Origin of the sequence: Streptomyces sp. NPDC091371 (assembly GCF_040684275.1) — a bacterium.
Lineage (GTDB): Bacteria > Actinomycetota > Actinomycetes > Streptomycetales > Streptomycetaceae > Streptomyces.
Window position 1 is genome coordinate 37735 of the sequence record NZ_JBFBFP010000001.1, and the last position, 17531, is coordinate 55265.

The following is a 17531-nucleotide window of genomic DNA, read 5'->3' on the forward strand; positions in this document are numbered from 1 at the left end:
CGGGAGGGTCGGGCGTCAGTGCGCGTCGACGATGTGCTGCGTGCCGATGCGCTTGCGGAACACCCAGTAGGTCCAGCCCTGGTAGAGCAGGACGAGCGGGGTGGCCACGGCCGCGCACCAGGTCATGATCTTCAGGGTGTACGCGCTGGACGAGGCATTGGTGACCGTGAGGTTCCACGCGTCGTCGAGCGAGGACGGCATGACGTTCGGGAAGAGCGTCAGGAAGAGCATCGCGACGGCGGCCGCGATGGTGACCCCGGACAGTGCGAACGACCAGCCCTCGCGGCCCGCCTGGTTGAGGGCGAGGGCCCCGACCAGCGCGAGTACCGCGATGGCCATCGCGATCAGGCTCTTGGCGTCGCCGCGCGTGAACTGGGTCCAGGTCAGGAAGACCAGGGCCAGCACCGCGGTGACCACACCCAGCCGGGTCGCCAGCTTGCGCGAGCGCTCCCGGATGTCACCGACCGTCTTGAGCGCGGTGAAGACCGCGCCGTGGAAGGTGAACAGGGTGAGGGTGACCAGGCCGCCGAGGAGCGCGTAGGGGTTGAGCAGGTCGAAGAAGGTGCCGACGTACTCCTTGTGCTGGTCGATCTTGACTCCGCGCACGATGTTGGCGAAGGCCACGCCCCACAGGAACGCGGGGATCAGCGAGGTCCAGAAGATCGCGTGTTCCCAGTTGGTCTGCCAGCGCTCCTCGTCCCGCTTGTGCCGGTACTCGAAGGCGACACCGCGCACGATGAGGCAGCCCAGGATGAGCAGCAGCGGCAGGTAGAAGCCGGAGAAGAGGGTGGCGTACCAGTCGGGGAAGGCGGCGAAGGTCGCGCCGCCCGCCGTGAGCAGCCAGACCTCGTTGCCGTCCCAGACCGGCCCGATCGTGTTGATCAGGACCCGCTTCTCGGTGCGGTCGCGGGCGAGCAGCTTGGTCAGTACGCCGACTCCGAAGTCGAAGCCCTCCAGGAAGAAGTAGCCGATCCACAGGACCGCGATGAGTACGAACCAGACGTCGTGGAGTTGCATGGTGTGGTCTCCCCAGCCTCAGTACGAGAAGGCCATCGGCCGGTCGGCGTGCTTGTCGTCCCCGCCGATCTTGGTGGGCGGGTTCAGGTCGGCCTCGGTGAGCTCGGGCGGACCGATCTTGACGTACTTGACGAGGAGCTTGACCTCGATGACCGCGAGCACGGCGTACAGCAGCGTGAAGCCGATCATGGAGGTGAGGACCTCGCCCTGCGAGACGCCCGGCGAGACCGCGTCCCGGGTGCGCAGGACCCCGTAGACCACCCAGGGCTGGCGGCCCATCTCGGTGAAGATCCAGCCCCAGGAGTTGGCGATGAGCGGGAACAGCATCGTCCAGAGCGCGACGACCCAGTACAGCCGTCCCCACTTGGGGCTCAGCGCCTTCTTGAACAGGACCAGGTTCGGGACCTCGTCCTCCGAGGTGCGCAGCCCCGGTGGCAGCATGAACTTCTTGCGGGTCAGCCAGAGCCCCAGGACGCCCACGCCCAGCGAGGCCATGCCGAAGCCGATCATCCAGCGGAAGCCCCAGTAGGCGACCGGGATGTTGGGCCGGTAGTCGCCGGGCCCGAACTTCTCCTGCTCGGCCTTGTTGACGTCGTTGATTCCCGGGACGAAGGACGTGAAGTCGTCGTTCGCCAGGAAGGACAGCAGGCCGGGGATCTCTATTGCCACCTTGTTGTGGCCCTGGTCGACATCGCCGTACGCGAAGATCGAGAAGGGCGCCGGCGCCTCGCCGTCCCAGAGCGCCTCCGCGGCGGCCATCTTCATCGGCTGCTGCTTGAACATGACCTTGCCGAGCAGGTCGCCGCTGATGGCGGTGCCCAGCCCCGCGATGATCATGACGACCAGGCCGAGCCGCAGCGAGGTGCGCATCACCGGGACGTGCTTCTTGCGCATCAGGTGGAAGGCCGCGATGCCGACCATGAACGCGCCGCCGACCAGGAAGGCCGCCGTGATGGTGTGGAAGAACTGGGTGAGGGCGGTGTTCTGGGTGAGCACGAGCCAGAAGTCGGTGAGCTCGGCCCGGCCCCGCTCCTCGTTGATGCGGTACCCGACGGGGTGCTGCATCCAGGAGTTCGCCGCCAGGATGAAATAGGCGGACAGGACGGTGCCGATGGACACCATCCAGATGCAGGCCAGGTGGATCTTCTTGGGCAGCTTGTCCCAGCCGAAGATCCACAGGCCGATGAAGGTCGACTCGAAGAAGAAGGCGATCAGCGCCTCGAAGGCCAGCGGCGCTCCGAAGATGTCACCCACGAATCGCGAGTAGTCGGACCAGTTCATGCCGAACTGGAACTCCTGGACGATGCCGGTGACGACACCCATCGCGATATTGATCAAGAAAAGCTTTCCCCAGAACTTGGTGGCCCTGAGGTACTTCTCCTTCTCCGTACGCACCCACGCGGTCTGCAGGCCGGCCGTGAGGGCGGCGAGCGAGATCGTCAGTGGCACGAAGAGGAAGTGGTAGACGGTGGTAATGCCGAACTGCCAACGCGCCAATGTCTCTGGCGCCAAAGCTAGGTCCACGTCGTCTTCTCCTTGTCGTCGCCGTGGTCACAGCCGCAGTCTGCCTGGCGGGTTCCCTCCATACCGGGAGGAAGCAGGACACGCTTGTGAACGCGTTCACATTCACAAGCATTATGTCGCACCGGTTTTCGGCACCGCACAGCGGGGGTCCCCTAGCCAATCCATTCAACAAATTGTTGAATACGACTCATGAAGATTCGAATCTCCTGGCCTGCGGGCCTGCTCACCGCGACCCTCGACGAGACCCCGACCAGCAAGGCGCTGGCCGCGGCCCTTCCGATCTCCGCCTCCGCCAACACCTGGGGCGAGGAGGTCTACTTCGACACCGGCGTTTCCGTGGCCCTGGAAGACGACGCCCAGCAGGTCGTCGAGCCCGGCACGGTCGCGTTCTGGACCGAGGGCGACGCGCTCGCGCTGCCCTACGGCCCCACGCCCATCTCGCGCGGAGGCGAGAGCCGCCTGGCGAGCCCGTGCAACGTGCTCGGCTCGTTCGACGGCGACCCCCGCCTGCTGGCCACCGTCCGCGACGGCGACCCCATCCGCGTGGAACTGGCCTGACGGCCTCCAGCTCCCGCTACAGCTCCTTGAAGAACGCCCCTGCCGTGTGCAGGAAGATGTCGTTCGCCTCGGGCTCGCCGATCGTGACCCGCAGGCCCTCGCCCGCGAAGGGCCGGACCACCACACCGGCCTTCTCGCAGGCCGCGGCGAAGTCGACGGTCCGCTCCCCCAGCCGCATCCACACGAAGTTCGCCTGGGTGTCCGGCACCGTCCAGCCCTGAGCCAGCAGCGTCTCGTGGACCCGGGCGCGCTCGCCCACCAGCGCCCCGACGCGCCCCATCAGCTCGTCCTCGGCGCGCAGCGAGGCCACCGCCGCGTCCTGCGCGAGCTGGCTGACGCCGAAGGGCACCGCCGTCTTGCGCAGCGCCGCGGCCACCGGCTCGTGCGCGATCGCGAAGCCGACGCGCAGGCCGGCGAGCCCGTACGCCTTGGAGAAGGTGCGCAGCACGGCCACGTTCGGGCGGCTGCGGTACAGCTCGACGCCGTCCGGCACGTCCGTGTCGCGTACGAACTCCCGGTAGGCCTCGTCCAGCACCACCAGGACGTCCGACGGCACCCGGTCCAGGAACCGCTCCAGCTCGGCCCGGCGCACCGCCGTGCCGGTGGGGTTGTTCGGGTTGCACACGAAGATCAGCCGGGTCCGGTCGGTGATCGCCTCGGCCATCGCGTCGAGGTCGTGCACGTCGCCCTCGGTCAGCGGCACCTGGACCGAGGTGGCGCCGGAGATCTGGGTGATGATCGGGTACGCCTCGAAGGAGCGCCAGGCGTAGATGACCTCGTCGCCCGGGCCGGCCGTCGACTGGATCAGGGACTGGGCCACGCCGACGGAGCCGGTGCCGGTGGCCACGTGCTCGACCGGCACTCCGAACCGCTCGGCGATCTCGTTCACCAGGCCGGTGCACGCCATGTCGGGGTAGCGGTTGAAGCTGCCGGCGGCCGCGACCGCGCTCTCCAGCACCCCGTGCAGCGGCGGATACGGGTTCTCGTTCGAGGACAGCTTGTACGCGACGGCACCGCCCGCGGCAGCCGGCTTGCCGGGCTTGTATGTCGGAATGCCGTCCAGCTCGGCGCGCAGCTTCGGGCTCTTCTCGCTCACCGCAGGTCCTCCTCGACCATCCCGTACGACGTCGCCGTCGACTCAATACTGCTCACCTTATGAGGATTCCGCCCTCCCGAGAATGGGGGCGCCTGGAATGCGGGGGAGCGCGCGCATATATGCGCGCGCCGGTGGCCTGCGCCGTGGCGCGCATCCCTCGTGCAGGTGAGTTGAGATCGGTCCGAGACCTCACCGGCTTGGCATGCCCGGCGCCGCCGACAAGCGGCACCATCGGCGTACGGGATCAAATACCTTCGTTTCCAAGGTCATTGGGGGTGGCGAAACATGCAGAATCGTGCCTGTCAACGGGTGCATATGCACCCGGGCCGGGCAGGCCCCGGAGCCCTACTATCGGCTCGCCATGACAGCAGCAGGGAAGCATCAGGTGAGCCGGACCGAGACCACCCGGCGGGCCGCCGGCCGACAGGGCCGGGCAGGCATCAGGGACGTGGCCGCCGCGGCGGGCGTCTCCATCACGACCGTCTCCGACGCGCTCAATGGCAAGGGACGTCTCCCGGACGCCACCCGCCGCCACGTTCGCGAAGTGGCCGACCGACTCGGCTACCGCCCGTCGGCCGCCGCCCGCACCCTCCGTACCGGCAAGTCGGGCCTCATCGGCCTGACCGTGACGACGTACGGGGATGAACCTTTCACCTTCACCGAATTCGCCTACTTCGCGGAGATGGCCAGGGCCGCCACCTCCGCCGCACTCGCCCGCGGCTACGCCCTCGTCATCCTCCCCGCCACCTCCCGGCACGACGTGTGGTCCAACGTCGCCCTCGACGGCACCGTCGTCATCGACCCCTCCGACCACGATCCCGTCGTCACCGAACTGGTCCGCCAGGGACTTCCGGTGGTCTCCGACGGGCGCCCCGCGGGCTCCCTCCCCGTCACCGCCTGGGTCGACAACGACCACGAGGCCGCCGTACTGGGCCTGCTCGACCACCTCGCCGCCGCCGGCGCCCGCCGCATCGGGCTGCTGACCGGCACCACCACCGACACCTACACCCGGCTCTCCACCACCGCCTACCTCAGGTGGTGCGAGCGCGTCGGCCAGGACCCGGTCTACGAGTCCTACCCCGCCCACGACCCCTGCGCGGGCGCCGTCGCCGCCGACCGGCTCCTCGCCCGCCCCGACCGGCCCGACGCCGTCTACGGCCTCTTCGACCCCAACGGCACCGACCTGCTGGCCGCCGCCCGGCGCTACGGCCTGCGCGTCCCCGAGGACCTGCTGCTCGTGTGCTGCAGCGAGTCCACCGTCTACGCCAACACCGAACCGCCGATCACCACGCTCTCCCTCAAACCCCGCCGCATCGGCACCGCGGTGGTGCAGCTCCTCATCGACGCCATCGAGGGAGTGGACACGGGACGACCCGTGGAACAGGTCGTTCCGACCGAGCTCATCATCCGTACCTCGTCACAGCGCAGGCAGCCCCGTACGACCGTCAGCCCGCCCCGTTCCCCGGCACAGGACTGACCTCCGAGCAGTTCAACAACGCCCATTTCGGGAGAAAGCGGCAGGAACGACTGGTTCCGCACAGGATTCACCACCCCTGGTGCGTCACAGAGCGCGAGCTGCATTCCTATGATGGGCGCACGACATCACGGACCCTCCTCCCCGGAGGTCAGGAGGGTCCGCAGGTGTACGGCAGCGCGACGGTGGTGGAGGGGTCGATGACTCAGGGGGCCGGTCAGGGACCCGCGATGCGGACGGAGACGCTGCGGGACTTCCGGGTGCCGGTCGGCGAACCGGCCACCGAACCCGCCCCGTACGCCGTGCCCGCCCGGATTCCCGGCGAGGCCCCCGGGTACGGCGCGTACCCCGCGTACTACGCGGACGCCGGCGCCCCGGCCGCGCCCCCCTCCGCACCGCCCGCCCCGCGGCCCGTCGCCGAGCCCGAGGGCGTGTACCCCCTCGCCGGGCACGAAGCCCCGTACGAGCCCCCGTACGAGCCCGCGTACGACGCGTCGCCCGAGAACACCTCGCACGACACCGCCGACGACGACCCCGACGGCTACACCCCCACCTTCCGCGACCTGCCGGTCATCGGCCGCGGCGCACTCGGCGGCCCCGGCGACACCGTCCAGGTCCACTACGTCCCCCAGGACGACCAGGCCGCCGGCCCCGGCCCGCTCTACGTCGTCGGCGACGTCCACGGCTACATCGAAGAACTCGTCGCCGAACTCCAGGTCCAGGGCCTGATCGACGCGGACCTGCGCTGGTCCGCCGGAAACGCCCGGCTCTGGTTCCTCGGCGACTTCACCGACCGCGGCCCCGACGGCATCGGCGTCATCGACCTCGTCATGCGGCTGTCCGCCGAGGCCGCCGCCGCCGGCGGCTACTGCAAGGCCCTCATGGGCAACCACGAGCTGCTGCTCATCGGCGCCAAGCGGTTCGGCGACACCCCCGTCTCCTCCGGCGCCGGCACCGCGACCTTCCAGGCCGCCTGGCTCCTCAACGGCGGCCAGCGCACCGACATGGAACGCCTCCAGGACGTGCACCTGCAGTGGATGTCCCGCCTCGACGCGGCCGTCCTGGTGGAAGACCACCTCCTGCTGCACTCCGACACCACGGCCTACCTCGACTACGGCGACAACATCGAGGACGTCAACGACACCATCCACGAGCTGCTCAACCGCGGCGACGCCGACATCACCTGGGACCTCTTCCGCAAGTTCACCAAGCGGTTCGCCTTCCGCGACGAGGAGACCGGCCCCCAGGCGGTCCGCGAACTGCTCGGCACCTACGGCGGCAGCCGCGTCGTCCACGGCCACAGCCCCATCCCCTACCTGCTCGGCGAAGTGGGCACCGAGGACGGCGACGAGGCCCGCGGCCCGGAGGCCGTCGACGGCCCGCACGTGTACGCGGACGGCCTCGCCATCGCGATGGACGGCGGGGTCACGATGGCCGGCAAGCTGCTCGTCGTACAACTTCCCCTGGACGACTGAGGGTTCCCCGGGCTGGGTATTTCCGGAAAGCCCCTGTCACCCTGCGGCGTGGGCGCTCTACCATCGCTCTATCCGTAGCAGGCTCTCCTCCGTTTGTGCCGGCGCCCGGGTCTACGCGGGCATACCGGCTTCCACGGAGCATCGGGGGATGCACATGACCAGCGCTCCGCACCTGCTGACCGAAGACCGACCGGAGTTCGATCGGCTCCTCGACGAGGCGCTGCGCACCGCGCACGAACGGCCCGAGCTCGCCACCCTCGGCGAACGGCTGAACGCCGAACAGCTGCGCACCATGGCCCTCGGGGCCCGCGCGCTGCTCACGGCCGCGGCGGCCGCCGAGTACGACCACTACGTGAAGATCCGCGAGGAACAGCGCGACGAGCTGCTCTCCACCCCGGGAACGACGGGCGAGGAGAGCGGCGAGCAGGACAACGGCGGCGGCGCGGGCGTCAGTGCCGTGGTCGCGGTCCTCGCACCGGTCCTGGCGGGCACCGCCATGCTGATCTTCCTGCTCGTCGGCTACAGCCTGAAGATGGTCGAGCCCGAACCGGCGTTCGCCGAGACGATGCTGACGGCGGGCTGGCTCTTCGGCGCGCTCACCGCCGCCGCCCTGCTCTTCGCCGTGATCGGACTGCTGGTGACGGCCGTCCGCAACAGCGCGACCGAGGTGGGTGCGGACGAGGCCGAGGCGATACCCGACGAGGTCGCGCGGGCCCGGGAAGCCTGGCGCAACGCCCTGCTGGAACGGGGGATCATGCCGTTCCTGCGGGACGCCCTGGCCGATCCGAGCGCGGGCCCGGGCCTTCCCGGACCCCGCAGGCGTGGCGGCCGGATGCCCGAACTGGGCTACACGGCCCCTGATTTCACCAGTCCGGGGACCCCCTCCGAGGGCCCCCGGCCGGGTTACACGTCACCGGACTTCACGAGCCCGGACTTCGGCGGCCCGGAGCACGAGCCGGACTGACCTGTCCGACCGGCACTCCGGGCCGCCGGCGGCGCGGGCCGATGGCCGCGCCGCCACTACCGCATGACCGCTACTTCATGTCTTTCGGAGCGTGGTTGACCGCGGAGCGGCTCAGCGGGATGACACCGCTCGGGCCGGGAATCCTCTGAACCCAGGGACCCGCCCCGTTGTCCTGCGGCACCATCGGGGTGTCCGTGCAGTCGAGCTCGAAGTTTCGCGGCGTCGCCGGATTGCCCTCGGGGACGACGAAGCAGAGGGTCTCCCAGAGCTGATTGGACTCGGTCAGCACCTGGATCGAGATGTTGTTTGCCTGGTGGGCGATGGAGATCGCGCAGGCGTCCCTCGGGTAGTTCGTGTGCGGCGGGTTGATGGTGAGGTTGTGCCAGCTGAACTCGGTCGCGTTGTTGCCGGCGAACGAGCCCTGGACGTCTCGGATTCCGACGAAGGCGATGCGGTCCGCCGTCAGAGCGGCCTTCACCTCCCAGGCGTTGTTGTCCGCGACGGCGTCGACGTCCACGCACCTCGCCGGACCGGTCGCACCCGTGGGGCCGGTCGGCCCCGTGGGACCGGTCGCGCCGGTCGCGCCGGTGGCACCCGTGGCGCCCGTACCACCCGTGCCACCCGTGGCGCCCGTGGGACCGGTCGGACCCGTGGGACCGGTCGCGCCCGTCGCACCGGTGGCACCCGTCGCGCCCGTGGCACCGGTCGCGCCCGTCGGACCCGGCTTGCCCTTGTCGCACTTGTCGCCGCCGACGGGGCCGGCGGCTTCGGTGTGGGCCGCCTTCGGCTTGTAGTTCGGCCTGTGGTCCTTGCAGTGGTCCCCACCCGAGGCCCTGGACGCCTTGACCGCCTCCGCCGCCTGGATGGTCTGCCCCGCGGCGAGCGCGGGGCTGGCGACTCCCATCATGACCAGGGCAAACGAGGCGAGGGTTCCGCCGGCCAGCCAGCTGCTCCTCCTGGGCAGGGGGCCGAGGGTTGACCTGGTCTTGTTCTCGGGGCTCATGTACGCCGCTCCTTCTCGAATCCGGATCGAACGATCTGCGCTGTGGGCCTGTGGACCACCTCGGCCATCGTGAGGATCCGGGTCTCGAGCGGCGCGACACCTCGCACGAAAGTCCACTTATCGGACTAGCGATAGGCACCCAATGGCGGCTCGGAACGCCGGAGGCCCGGAGCGCGAGCCGGACGTGATCGTCCGACGGCGCTCCGGGCCGTGTGGGGTTACTGCTGGACTACTTCTTGTTCAGCATCTTGCGGTCCTTGAGGATGCCGGCCTTGTCCTTGAACCTGTTGTTGAGCTGAGTCGGAGGCGGGCCGTCGGAACCCGGCGTCGGCTGGGTCAGTTCCTCCCAGATCTCGGTGCACTCGAGTCGCCGGGACCCGAACGGCGGCGGCGGGTTGCCCACGTTGGTGATCTCGCAGGTCGTCTCCCATACCTCTCCGTCTTCGGTGAGCACCTGAACCGAGACGCCCGAGTCGCTACTCGTCTGGGAGGCGATGGAGATGGCGCAGGCGCCATCGGGGTAGGTCGGCTGGTCGCTCGGGTCGGGGCCGTTGTTGTCCGTGAGGTCGTACCAGATGAAGGGGGTGACCGCGCTCTGCAGGTCGCGGATACCGGCGTACGCGATCGGGTTGCCCTGGGCGTCCGGGGTGAGGACGGCCTTGACCTCCTCGCTGCCGCTGGGCTTGTAGGCGTCGACGTCACTGCAGATGGCGGTTCCCGTGGCACCGGTCGCACCGGTACCACCCGTCGCACCGGTGGCACCCGTCGCACCGGTGGCACCCTGCTGGCCGACGCCGGTGGCACCCGTCGGGCCCGTGGGGCCCGTCGGGCCGGTCGCACCGGTCGCGCCGGTCGCGCCCTGACCCGAACCCGTCGGACCCGTAGCGCCGGTCGCGCCCGTGCCACCCGTCGCGCCCGTCGCACCGGTGGCACCCTGCTGGCCGACGCCGGTGGCGCCGGTCGGGCCCGTCGGACCGGTCGGGCCGGTCGCGCCGGTCGCGCCCTGACCCGTACCCGTCGCGCCCGTGGCACCGGTCGCGCCCGTGGCACCCGTCGCACCCGTGGCTCCGGTGGCACCGGTCGCTCCGGTGGCGCCCGGCTTGTCCTTGTCGCACTCGTCGTCACCGTGCGGCTCGTCGAACCAGACGTCCGCTCCCCACGGCTCGTCGTGGTCCGGCTTGCCGTGGTCCTCGCAGTGCTCATCACCCGGAGGGTTCGCCGCCTGGACCGTCTGGGCAGCCTGGATGGTCTGACCCACCGCCAGCGCGGGGGTGGCGACCCCCATCAAGACCAGGGCAAGCGAGGCGAGGGTTCCGCCCGTCACCCAGCCGCTCCGCCGGGGGAGGGGGCCGAGGGTGGTCCTGGTCTTGTTCTCGGGATTCATATACGCCGCTCCTTCTGGAAACCGGATCGAACGATGCGATGGCGCCTTGCGGGCCACCTCGGTCATCGTGAGGATCCCGGTCCCGAGCGGCGTGACGCCTCGCAATGACATCAACGGATCGGACCAGTGATGCGCCGCCAAATGGCGCCTTTCTCGTATTGCGGTCACGCTTCCTTGCATGGAATTGCGCGGATCCCTACCGTCGACGTGCGACGTGCGGGCACTGTCATCACCACAGTGGATGGGACCCTTGAAAGCAAAAATCTGCTTGAATATGATCGTAAAAAACGAGGCCCCGGTGATCCGGAAATGCCTGGAATCGGTGCGGCCCCTGATCGACACCTGGGTGATCGTGGACACCGGCTCGACCGACGGCACCCAGGACATCATCCGCGAGTGCTTCAGCGATCTACCCGGTGAACTGCACGAACGCCCGTGGAAGGGCTTCGACGGCAGCCGCAGCGAGGCCATCGACCTGGCCCGCCCGACGGCGGACTACCTGCTTTTCATCGACGCCGATGATGTGATGGAAGTACAGCCAGGATTCAGCATGCCGGAGCTGACGCACGATGTGTACCGGATCGCAATTCATCACGCGCCCGTCATTCACTGGCGTCCCGTTCTGGTATCGACGCGATTGCCGTGGCGATACGTCGGCGTGCTCCACGAGTACCTGGAATGCGAATCGGCCCAGTACAGCAGCGCGGTTCTCGAAGGCATCAACATGCTCATCGTCGGCGGCGGGGCGCGCCTCAGAGACGGAGGCGAACGGCAGAAATACCTGCGCGACGCCGAAGTCCTGGAACAGGGCCTCATCAAGGAGCCGGAAAATACCCGCTACGTGTTTTACCTGGCCCAGAGCTGGCGCGACGCGGGAGAACCGGAGAAGTCCCTCGCCGCCTACGACCGCCGGGCGGCCATGGGCGGCTTCGCCGAGGAGGCCTACTGCTCCCAGCTCTACGCGGCACGGATCGCGGCGAGCCTGGACCGGCCGCCGGCCGAGGTGACGGACCGGTTCCTCCGCGCCCACGAGAGCCGCCCCTCGCGCGCCGAGTCGCTCGGCAGCCTCGCCCGCCTCTGCCGCCAGCAGAACCGCTTCCCGCTGGCGTACCTGTTCGCCCGGCAGGCCGCGGCGATCCCCCGCCCGGACGACATCCTGTTCGTCGAGTTCGACTGGTACGAATGGCGCGCGCTCGACGAACTCGCGGTGGCCGCCTACTGGGTCGGCGAGTACCGGGAGACGGCGGACTGCTGCGAGCGCCTCCTCCGGTCCGACGCGCTGCCGGCCGACCAGCTCGACCGAGTCAGCGCCAACCTGGACTTCGCGCGGCGCAAGCTGGACCCGAACCTCGTCCCCGCCTGACCGCCAACCCCCGCGCCTGGACGGCGGACGGGCCCGCGACTCCCCCCAAGGGTCGCGGGTCCGTCCCGTTTTCCGGTGCGCCGGGTCAGTCGGCCAGCGGCAGGTAGACGCGGTTGCCCGAGGCCGCGAACTCGGCGGACTTCTCCGCCATGCCCGCCTGGATCTCCTCGGCCTTCAGGTCGCCGCCGTGCTCGCGCCGGATGTCCTGCGAGATCTTCATCGAGCAGAACTTCGGACCGCACATGGAGCAGAAGTGCGCGGTCTTGGCCGGCTCGGCGGGAAGGGTCTCGTCGTGGAACTCGCGGGCCGTGTCCGGGTCGAGGGCCAGGTTGAACTGGTCCTCCCAGCGGAACTCGAACCGCGCGTCCGACAGGGCGTCGTCCCACTCCTGGGCGCCCGGGTGGCCCTTGGCCAGGTCGGCGGCGTGCGCCGCGATCTTGTACGTGATGACGCCGGTCTTCACGTCGTCCCGGTTGGGCAGGCCCAGGTGCTCCTTGGGCGTCACGTAGCAGAGCATCGCGGTGCCCCACCAGGCGATCATCGCGGCGCCGATGCCCGAGGTGATGTGGTCGTACGCGGGCGCGACGTCCGTGGTCAGCGGGCCGAGCGTGTAGAACGGCGCCTCCTCGCAGATCTCCTGCTGGAGGTCGATGTTCTCCTTGATCTTGTGCATCGGGACGTGGCCCGGGCCCTCGATCATGGTCTGGACGTTGTGGCGCTTGGCGATCGTGTTCAGCTCGCCCAGCGTCTTCAGCTCCGCGAACTGCGCCGCGTCGTTGGCGTCCGCGATGGAGCCGGGGCGCAGGCCGTCGCCCAGCGAGTACGTGACGTCGTACGTCGCGAGGATCTCGCAGAGCTCCTCGAAGTTCGTGTAGAGGAAGTTCTCCTTGTGGTGCGCCAGGCACCACGCGGCCATGATCGAGCCGCCGCGCGAGACGATGCCGGTCTTGCGGCGGGCGGTCAGCGGCACGTACGGCAGCAGCACGCCGGCGTGGACCGTCATGTAGTCGACGCCCTGCTCGGCCTGCTCGATGACCGTGTCCTTGTAGATCTCCCAGGTCAGGTCCTCGGCACGGCCGTCGACCTTTTCGAGGGCCTGGTAGAGCGGCACGGTGCCGATCGGCACGGGGGAGTTGCGCAGGACCCACTCGCGGGTGGTGTGGATGTTGCGGCCGGTGGAGAGGTCCATGACCGTGTCGGCGCCCCACTTGGTCGCCCAGGTCATCTTGTCGACCTCCTCCTCGATGGAGGAGGTGACGGCCGAGTTGCCGATGTTGGCGTTGACCTTCACCAGGAACCGCTTGCCGATGATCATCGGCTCGATCTCGGGGTGGTTCACGTTGGCCGGAAGCACCGCGCGACCTGCGGCGATCTCCTCGCGAACGACCTCGGGGGAGACGTTCTCGCGGAGCGCGACGTACTCCATCTCCGGGGTGATCTCGCCCCGGCGGGCGTACGCGAGCTGCGTGACGGCGGCGCCGCCACGGCCCCGGCGGGGCTGGCGGGGGCGGCCCGGGAAGACCGCGTCGAGGTTCTTGAGGCCACCGCGCGGCGAGGTGTGCTTGATGCCGTCGTCCTCGGGGCGCACGGGGCGGCCCGCGTACTCCTCGGTGTCGCCGCGGCCGATGATCCAGTTCTCGCGCAGCGGGGGCAGGCCCCGGCGCACGTCGGTCTCGATCTGCGGGTCGGTGTACGGACCGGACGTGTCGTAGAGCGTCACGTCCTTGCCGTTGGTGAGGTGGACCTGCCGGACCGGCACCCGAATGTCGGGGCGGGAGCCCGCCAGGTATCCCTTGTGCCAGCCGGGCTGGCGCTCGGTCTGGCCGTCGTTGTCCTGGCTGACGGCAGGTGTGCGTGCGTCGTCCTGAATGGTCATGAGACCTGATCTCCCTACGCCGGCATTACCCGGTAACAGGTTCGGCGGTCGACGCAGCCTCTTCCCGTACGCATCTGTGATGCGCGTACGGTGATCAGCGCCCTCTCAGCCCGGTGCTCCGAGCTCCCGCGTTGTGCAAAGTAGCCCCCACGCTAGCGCCCTCCATGGCGTGCTGAACAGTGGGCCCCCCTCATCTCTTGCGATGATCTGCCGGTGACCTCCTCGCCGCAGCCTCCCATCGAGCCCACAGAGCCCCATGGCCACACCGGCCACGAGCACTCAGGTGCCGGGCAAGCATCCGGTCACTCACACGGGAACAGCCACGGTCACGGCCATGGCCACAGCGGGCACAGCCATGGCCATGGTCCGGCGGCCCCCGTCTCGAAGCACCTGCGCAAGGTCATCGCGGCCGTACTGATCCCCTTCGCCGCCGCCGTCTTCATCGGGATGGCGGTGCTCTGGCCGGGCGGTGCCCCGGCCCACGAGCGCACGGGGGTCGGTTTCGACCAGCAGACCCAGCAGGCCACGGTCGTCTCCCTGGAACGTGTCGACTGCAAATCCGTGAACGCCTCTCAGGTGCCGCCGACGGGCGACACGTCCACCCCCGAGGGGCGCGAGGCACAAGCCGCGCAGACGGGGGAGTGCAAGAAGGCCACCATCGAGGTCGGCACCGGCTCGGACAAGGGGCGGACCTTCGTGGAGGTAGTCCAACCGGGCGCGCCACGGCAGTTGGAGAAGGGCCAGGGGGTGGTGGTGGCCTATGCGCCGGACGCCCCGCGCGACCTCCAGTACTCGGTGATCGACGTCAACCGCAAGTTCCCGATGGCAGTGCTGGCCCTCATCTTCGCCGTGGCGGTCGTGGTCGTCGGGCGGATGCGCGGGCTGTTCGCGCTGATCGCGCTGGTCATCAGCTTCGGCGTGCTGACCCTCTTCATCCTCCCGGCCATCCTGCAGGGTTCGAACCCGCTGCTCGTCGCGATCATCGGGGCGAGCGCCATCATGCTGATCGCCCTGTACATGTGCCACGGACTGACGGCCCGGACCTCGGTCGCCGTCATCGGCACGCTCGCCTCATTGCTGCTGATCGGGCTGCTGGGCTCGGTATTCATCGACTGGGCGTTCCTCACTGGCAACACCGATGACAACACCGGCCTGATCCACGGGCTCTATCCGGACATCGACATGAGCGGTTTGCTGCTCGCGGGCGTGATCATCGGCTCCCTGGGCGTGCTCGACGACGTGACGGTCACTCAGACCTCCGCGGTCTGGGAACTCCACCAGGCCGACCCGTCGATGGGCTCGCGCGGGCTATACCGGGCAGCCATCCGGATCGGCCGCGACCACATCGCGTCGGTGGTCAACACGCTCGTGCTGGCCTACGCCGGCGCCGCGCTGCCGTTGCTGCTGCTGTTCTCGATCGCGAACAGCAGCATGGGGTCCGTGGCCACTAGCGAGCTGGTCGCGGTGGAGATCGTACGGACCCTCGTGGGCTCGATCGGGCTCGTGGCCTCGGTCCCGGTGACCACGGCGCTGGCCGCGCTGGTCGTTTCGGCCGACCGACCGGGATCCCCGGTCGCCTCGCCGGCCTCGGGGCCGGTCCGCGGCGGCCGGGGCCGGCGGCGCAAGCGCTGAAGGATGGTTCCCGGACGACGGGAACGAAGGGCCGGCGGTCGCGGCTGGTCAGGTCGCGCGTGGTGCCGGCCGGTGAAGATCGGCGGGACGTGGCGCTCAGCGCGTCGGCACGCTGAGCCTGTCCTCATGGTCGGGGCCGTCCGTTGGTCAGCGGACGCCGGTGTTGCCTGTACGGCTGGTGCTGCTGGTGGAACCGATGCTGCCGGTGGTGCCGGTGTGCGGTCGTGGTGCGTCAGCCCGCGTTCTGCTCGTTCTGCTTCGACTCGGCGAGGATCTTGTCGAGCGCCTCGTCAAGGTTCTCCTCGAAATCACCCAGGTTCCGCTCCTGGCCGAGCGGAACGATCCGGTCGGTGCGGTCGAGGAACGCGACGAGCGGGGCCGCGCTGGCGCGGAACAGAGCTCGGTCGGCCCCGACCTGGAGCCGGATGTGGACGTCGGACAGTTCCTCGGGATCGGTGGGGGCGATGTGCACATCGCCGTCACCGCACGGCTTGTTGATGCCGTCGAGGAGAAGCTCCCGGCCGAACGCCCAGGTCACGGGCGCGTCTCCGGGAAGGTGGAAGGTCAGGCGGACTGCGTAGGGGTCACGAGCGTCGTACCGGAGTTCCACCGGAATCCGGAACGAGAGCTCCTCGGAAACGAGGAAGCTCATCATGACCTCTGCCTGTACCGACTCGCGCATTGCCTACCCCGCTGTAGTGGAAGTGGCCAGGAATGATCCCCCAAGGCCCTCTTGACAAGAGTGGTGGAAGCGCTAGCAGATCACAAGGAGTGAGTTTTCAGATACTGATAGAGAACGAGAGGGTGCTCAACAGCGCGCCTACTTCACTCCGTAGCCGATCAACCGCATACAGCAATCGATCTTCTTGGTGTAGAGGCAGAGAAATCGCCATGGTCGCGGCGGTATCGCCCGCCGTGATGGGGATCGCGGCACAGACTGTGCCGAGGGCATATTCCTGGCGTTCGGTCACTGGCTGCATTCGCCCGAGCGCCCCGATCCGGTTCTCCAGGGAGCGCAGATCCCGCACGGTATAAGGGGTGATGGCCTCGACCGGGTGGCGGTCGTAGAAGTCCTGGCGGGCCTCGTCGTCGAGCTGGCCGAGCAGGCACTGCCCGATGGCGTGCGCGTGGCCGGTCGCCCGGAAGTCCGCCCACTCCTCGCAGGCCGGGTTGGCCGGGGTGTCCGAGACGCCCACGACCTCGATCTCGCCCTCGCGGTAGACCGCGAAGTAGACGGGGGCCCCGACCGCGTCGCGGAAGTGCGCGAGCGAGTCGAGGATCATGCTGCGACGTTTCTGCTGAAGTCCGCCACCGGCGAGCCGGCCGGCGGCGTCGCCCAGCACGAACACCCCGCTCTCCCTGCGGAGGTATCCCTCGTGCGTGAGGGTGCGCAGCAGGTGGTACGCGGTGGGAAGCGGGAGCCCGGCTTCGCGTGCCAGCTGTTTCGCCGGGGCTCCCTCGCTATGGGATCCCACTGCTTCGAGCAGCCTCAGCGCCCGCTGCACCGAACCGATCAGAGTCGGCACACCGGCATTGTGAACCGAAGACAAAGCTCACCCCCAGGCGTGGCAGCGGGCCTTTGGGGAGGCCCGCCCTGCGGGGGCCGCCCCCGCGCATGCCATCGATCCTGGGGGGCGTACTCGGCGGCTACTTGACATAACCGCAGGTCAGGGCGGCAGAACCGGCTTTCGGTGCCCAGGGAACGGCACAGATTGCCACTCTATCCGCCGATTCCCGGCGTGTGAGCGGTTTCCGCCGTCACGTTCCCTCACCTGGCGCAATCGCGGAACCCTCCGGTCCGCATACTTCTACCACTCGGTGGACGAGGACTTCGAACCGCCCCGGCCGACCTTCTTCACGACGAAGACCAGGGCGCCGACGAGGCCGGCGAGGAGGAGCAGCTTGAAGACGAACCCGATCAGCAGGCCCAGGATGCTGGTGATCACACCGCCGAAGACGAACAGCACCAGCAGCGGAATGGCGACCCACTTGACCCACCAGGGCATCCCCGCGAACGTCTCTCGGATCCCGTCCATGTCTCCTCGACCTCTTCCTCTTCTTCGGCCACGTCCGTGACTTCCTGCTCTCGATGCTAGGAGTCGGCGGACGCCGACGGGGGCCCGCGAGCCCCCGGAGTCCCCTGATCCGCCCCCTAGGGGCCGGAC

Annotated in this window: 15 protein-coding genes and 1 riboswitch; of the genes, 6 read left to right on the plus strand and 9 right to left on the minus strand. The window is 69.0% G+C overall.

From position 1 onward, the window contains the following. Positions 1 to 15: 15 nt before the first annotated feature. Together cydB and AB0O21_RS00175 are read right to left on the minus strand one after the other, a co-directional pair. Positions 16 to 1017 (minus strand): cytochrome d ubiquinol oxidase subunit II, encoded by a 1002-nt coding sequence (cydB, locus tag AB0O21_RS00170; protein WP_365164276.1) that lies wholly within the window; start codon positions 1015 to 1017, stop codon positions 16 to 18. An 18-nt stretch (positions 1018 to 1035) separates the two neighbouring features. Beyond that, on the minus strand, positions 1036 to 2541 hold the full coding sequence (locus AB0O21_RS00175; RefSeq protein WP_365164279.1) for a cytochrome ubiquinol oxidase subunit I: 1506 nt from the start codon (positions 2539 to 2541) through the stop codon (positions 1036 to 1038). Between the two features lie 189 nt (positions 2542 to 2730). Between AB0O21_RS00175 and AB0O21_RS00180 the strand changes: the two genes are divergently transcribed. Beyond that, positions 2731 to 3099: a cyclophilin-like fold protein gene (locus AB0O21_RS00180; protein ID WP_365164281.1), complete on the plus strand. Its 369-nt coding sequence runs from the start codon at positions 2731 to 2733 to the stop codon at positions 3097 to 3099. Positions 3100 to 3115: 16 nt separating this feature from the next. On the opposite strand, the gene hisC is transcribed toward AB0O21_RS00180, so the two are convergent. Beyond that, positions 3116 to 4195, minus strand: a complete 1080-nt coding sequence (hisC, locus tag AB0O21_RS00185) for a histidinol-phosphate transaminase (protein WP_365164284.1) — start codon at positions 4193 to 4195, stop codon at positions 3116 to 3118. Between the two features lie 361 nt (positions 4196 to 4556). Between hisC and AB0O21_RS00190 the strand changes: the two genes are divergently transcribed. The 3 genes from AB0O21_RS00190 (at position 4557) to AB0O21_RS00200 (ending at position 8108) form a co-directional block, all read left to right on the plus strand. Beyond that, complete coding sequence (locus tag AB0O21_RS00190; RefSeq protein WP_365164286.1) at positions 4557 to 5672, plus strand: LacI family DNA-binding transcriptional regulator; 1116 nt, start codon at positions 4557 to 4559, stop codon at positions 5670 to 5672. 182 nt (positions 5673 to 5854) lie between these two features. Beyond that, a complete protein-coding gene (locus AB0O21_RS00195) occupies positions 5855 to 7144 on the plus strand; it encodes a metallophosphoesterase (RefSeq protein WP_365165386.1) in 1290 nt (429 codons plus the stop codon). 148 nt (positions 7145 to 7292) lie between these two features. After that, complete coding sequence (locus AB0O21_RS00200; RefSeq protein ID WP_365164288.1) at positions 7293 to 8108, plus strand: hypothetical protein; 816 nt, start codon at positions 7293 to 7295, stop codon at positions 8106 to 8108. 70 nt (positions 8109 to 8178) lie between these two features. Here the strand turns inward: AB0O21_RS00200 and AB0O21_RS00205 are convergent, their stop codons facing one another. Further along, positions 8179 to 9111 (minus strand): hypothetical protein, encoded by a 933-nt coding sequence (locus AB0O21_RS00205; RefSeq protein WP_365164290.1) that lies wholly within the window; start codon positions 9109 to 9111, stop codon positions 8179 to 8181. A gap of 229 nt (positions 9112 to 9340) precedes the next feature. Further along, positions 9341 to 10495, minus strand: a complete 1155-nt coding sequence (locus tag AB0O21_RS00210) for a hypothetical protein (protein ID WP_365164292.1) — start codon at positions 10493 to 10495, stop codon at positions 9341 to 9343. Positions 10496 to 10745: 250 nt separating this feature from the next. Between AB0O21_RS00210 and AB0O21_RS00215 the strand changes: the two genes are divergently transcribed. Then, positions 10746 to 11858 (plus strand): glycosyltransferase, encoded by a 1113-nt coding sequence (locus AB0O21_RS00215; RefSeq protein ID WP_365164294.1) that lies wholly within the window; start codon positions 10746 to 10748, stop codon positions 11856 to 11858. A gap of 85 nt (positions 11859 to 11943) precedes the next feature. On the opposite strand, the gene thiC is transcribed toward AB0O21_RS00215, so the two are convergent. Beyond that, the gene (gene thiC / locus AB0O21_RS00220) at positions 11944 to 13734 is read right to left on the minus strand and encodes a phosphomethylpyrimidine synthase ThiC (protein WP_365164296.1); all 1791 of its coding nucleotides are present in this window, start codon (positions 13732 to 13734) and stop codon (positions 11944 to 11946) included. After that, a riboswitch (TPP riboswitch) is annotated at positions 13729 to 13874 on the minus strand. It overlaps the preceding gene by 6 nt. Positions 13875 to 13947: 73 nt before the next feature. On the opposite strand from thiC, the gene AB0O21_RS00225 reads away from it, so the two are divergent. After that, positions 13948 to 15366 (plus strand): YibE/F family protein, encoded by a 1419-nt coding sequence (locus AB0O21_RS00225; protein WP_365164298.1) that lies wholly within the window; start codon positions 13948 to 13950, stop codon positions 15364 to 15366. 232 nt (positions 15367 to 15598) lie between these two features. Here AB0O21_RS00225 and AB0O21_RS00230 read toward each other — a convergent pair whose 3' ends face one another. From AB0O21_RS00230 to AB0O21_RS00240, 3 genes are all read right to left on the minus strand, one after another. Next, entirely contained in the window at positions 15599 to 16048 is a 450-nt protein-coding gene (locus AB0O21_RS00230; protein ID WP_365164300.1) for an SsgA family sporulation/cell division regulator, read from the minus strand. 97 nt (positions 16049 to 16145) lie between these two features. Next, positions 16146 to 16883, minus strand: a complete 738-nt coding sequence (locus AB0O21_RS00235) for a helix-turn-helix domain-containing protein (RefSeq protein WP_365165388.1) — start codon at positions 16881 to 16883, stop codon at positions 16146 to 16148. 291 nt (positions 16884 to 17174) lie between these two features. Beyond that, positions 17175 to 17402 carry a DUF5326 family protein gene (locus AB0O21_RS00240; protein WP_365164302.1) on the minus strand — a complete coding sequence of 76 codons (228 nt, stop codon included), beginning with the start codon at positions 17400 to 17402 and terminating at the stop codon, positions 17175 to 17177. Between the last annotated feature and the right edge of the window lie 129 nt (positions 17403 to 17531).

What these genes read in the sequence shown, in the direction of transcription:
- cydB (WP_365164276.1), bottom strand. Translation starts at nt 1,017, where the DNA reads ATGCAACTCCACGACGTCTGGTTCGTACTCATCGCGGTCCTGTGGATC.
- AB0O21_RS00180 (WP_365164281.1), top strand. Translation starts at nt 2,731, where the DNA reads ATGAAGATTCGAATCTCCTGGCCTGCGGGCCTGCTCACCGCGACCCTC.
- AB0O21_RS00190 (WP_365164286.1), top strand. Translation starts at nt 4,557, where the DNA reads ATGACAGCAGCAGGGAAGCATCAGGTGAGCCGGACCGAGACCACCCGG.
- AB0O21_RS00200 (WP_365164288.1), top strand. Translation starts at nt 7,293, where the DNA reads ATGCACATGACCAGCGCTCCGCACCTGCTGACCGAAGACCGACCGGAG.
- AB0O21_RS00205 (WP_365164290.1), bottom strand. Translation starts at nt 9,111, where the DNA reads ATGAGCCCCGAGAACAAGACCAGGTCAACCCTCGGCCCCCTGCCCAGG.
- AB0O21_RS00210 (WP_365164292.1), bottom strand. Translation starts at nt 10,495, where the DNA reads ATGAATCCCGAGAACAAGACCAGGACCACCCTCGGCCCCCTCCCCCGG.
- thiC (WP_365164296.1), bottom strand. Translation starts at nt 13,734, where the DNA reads ATGACCATTCAGGACGACGCACGCACACCTGCCGTCAGCCAGGACAAC.
- AB0O21_RS00230 (WP_365164300.1), bottom strand. Translation starts at nt 16,048, where the DNA reads ATGCGCGAGTCGGTACAGGCAGAGGTCATGATGAGCTTCCTCGTTTCC.
- AB0O21_RS00240 (WP_365164302.1), bottom strand. Translation starts at nt 17,402, where the DNA reads ATGGACGGGATCCGAGAGACGTTCGCGGGGATGCCCTGGTGGGTCAAG.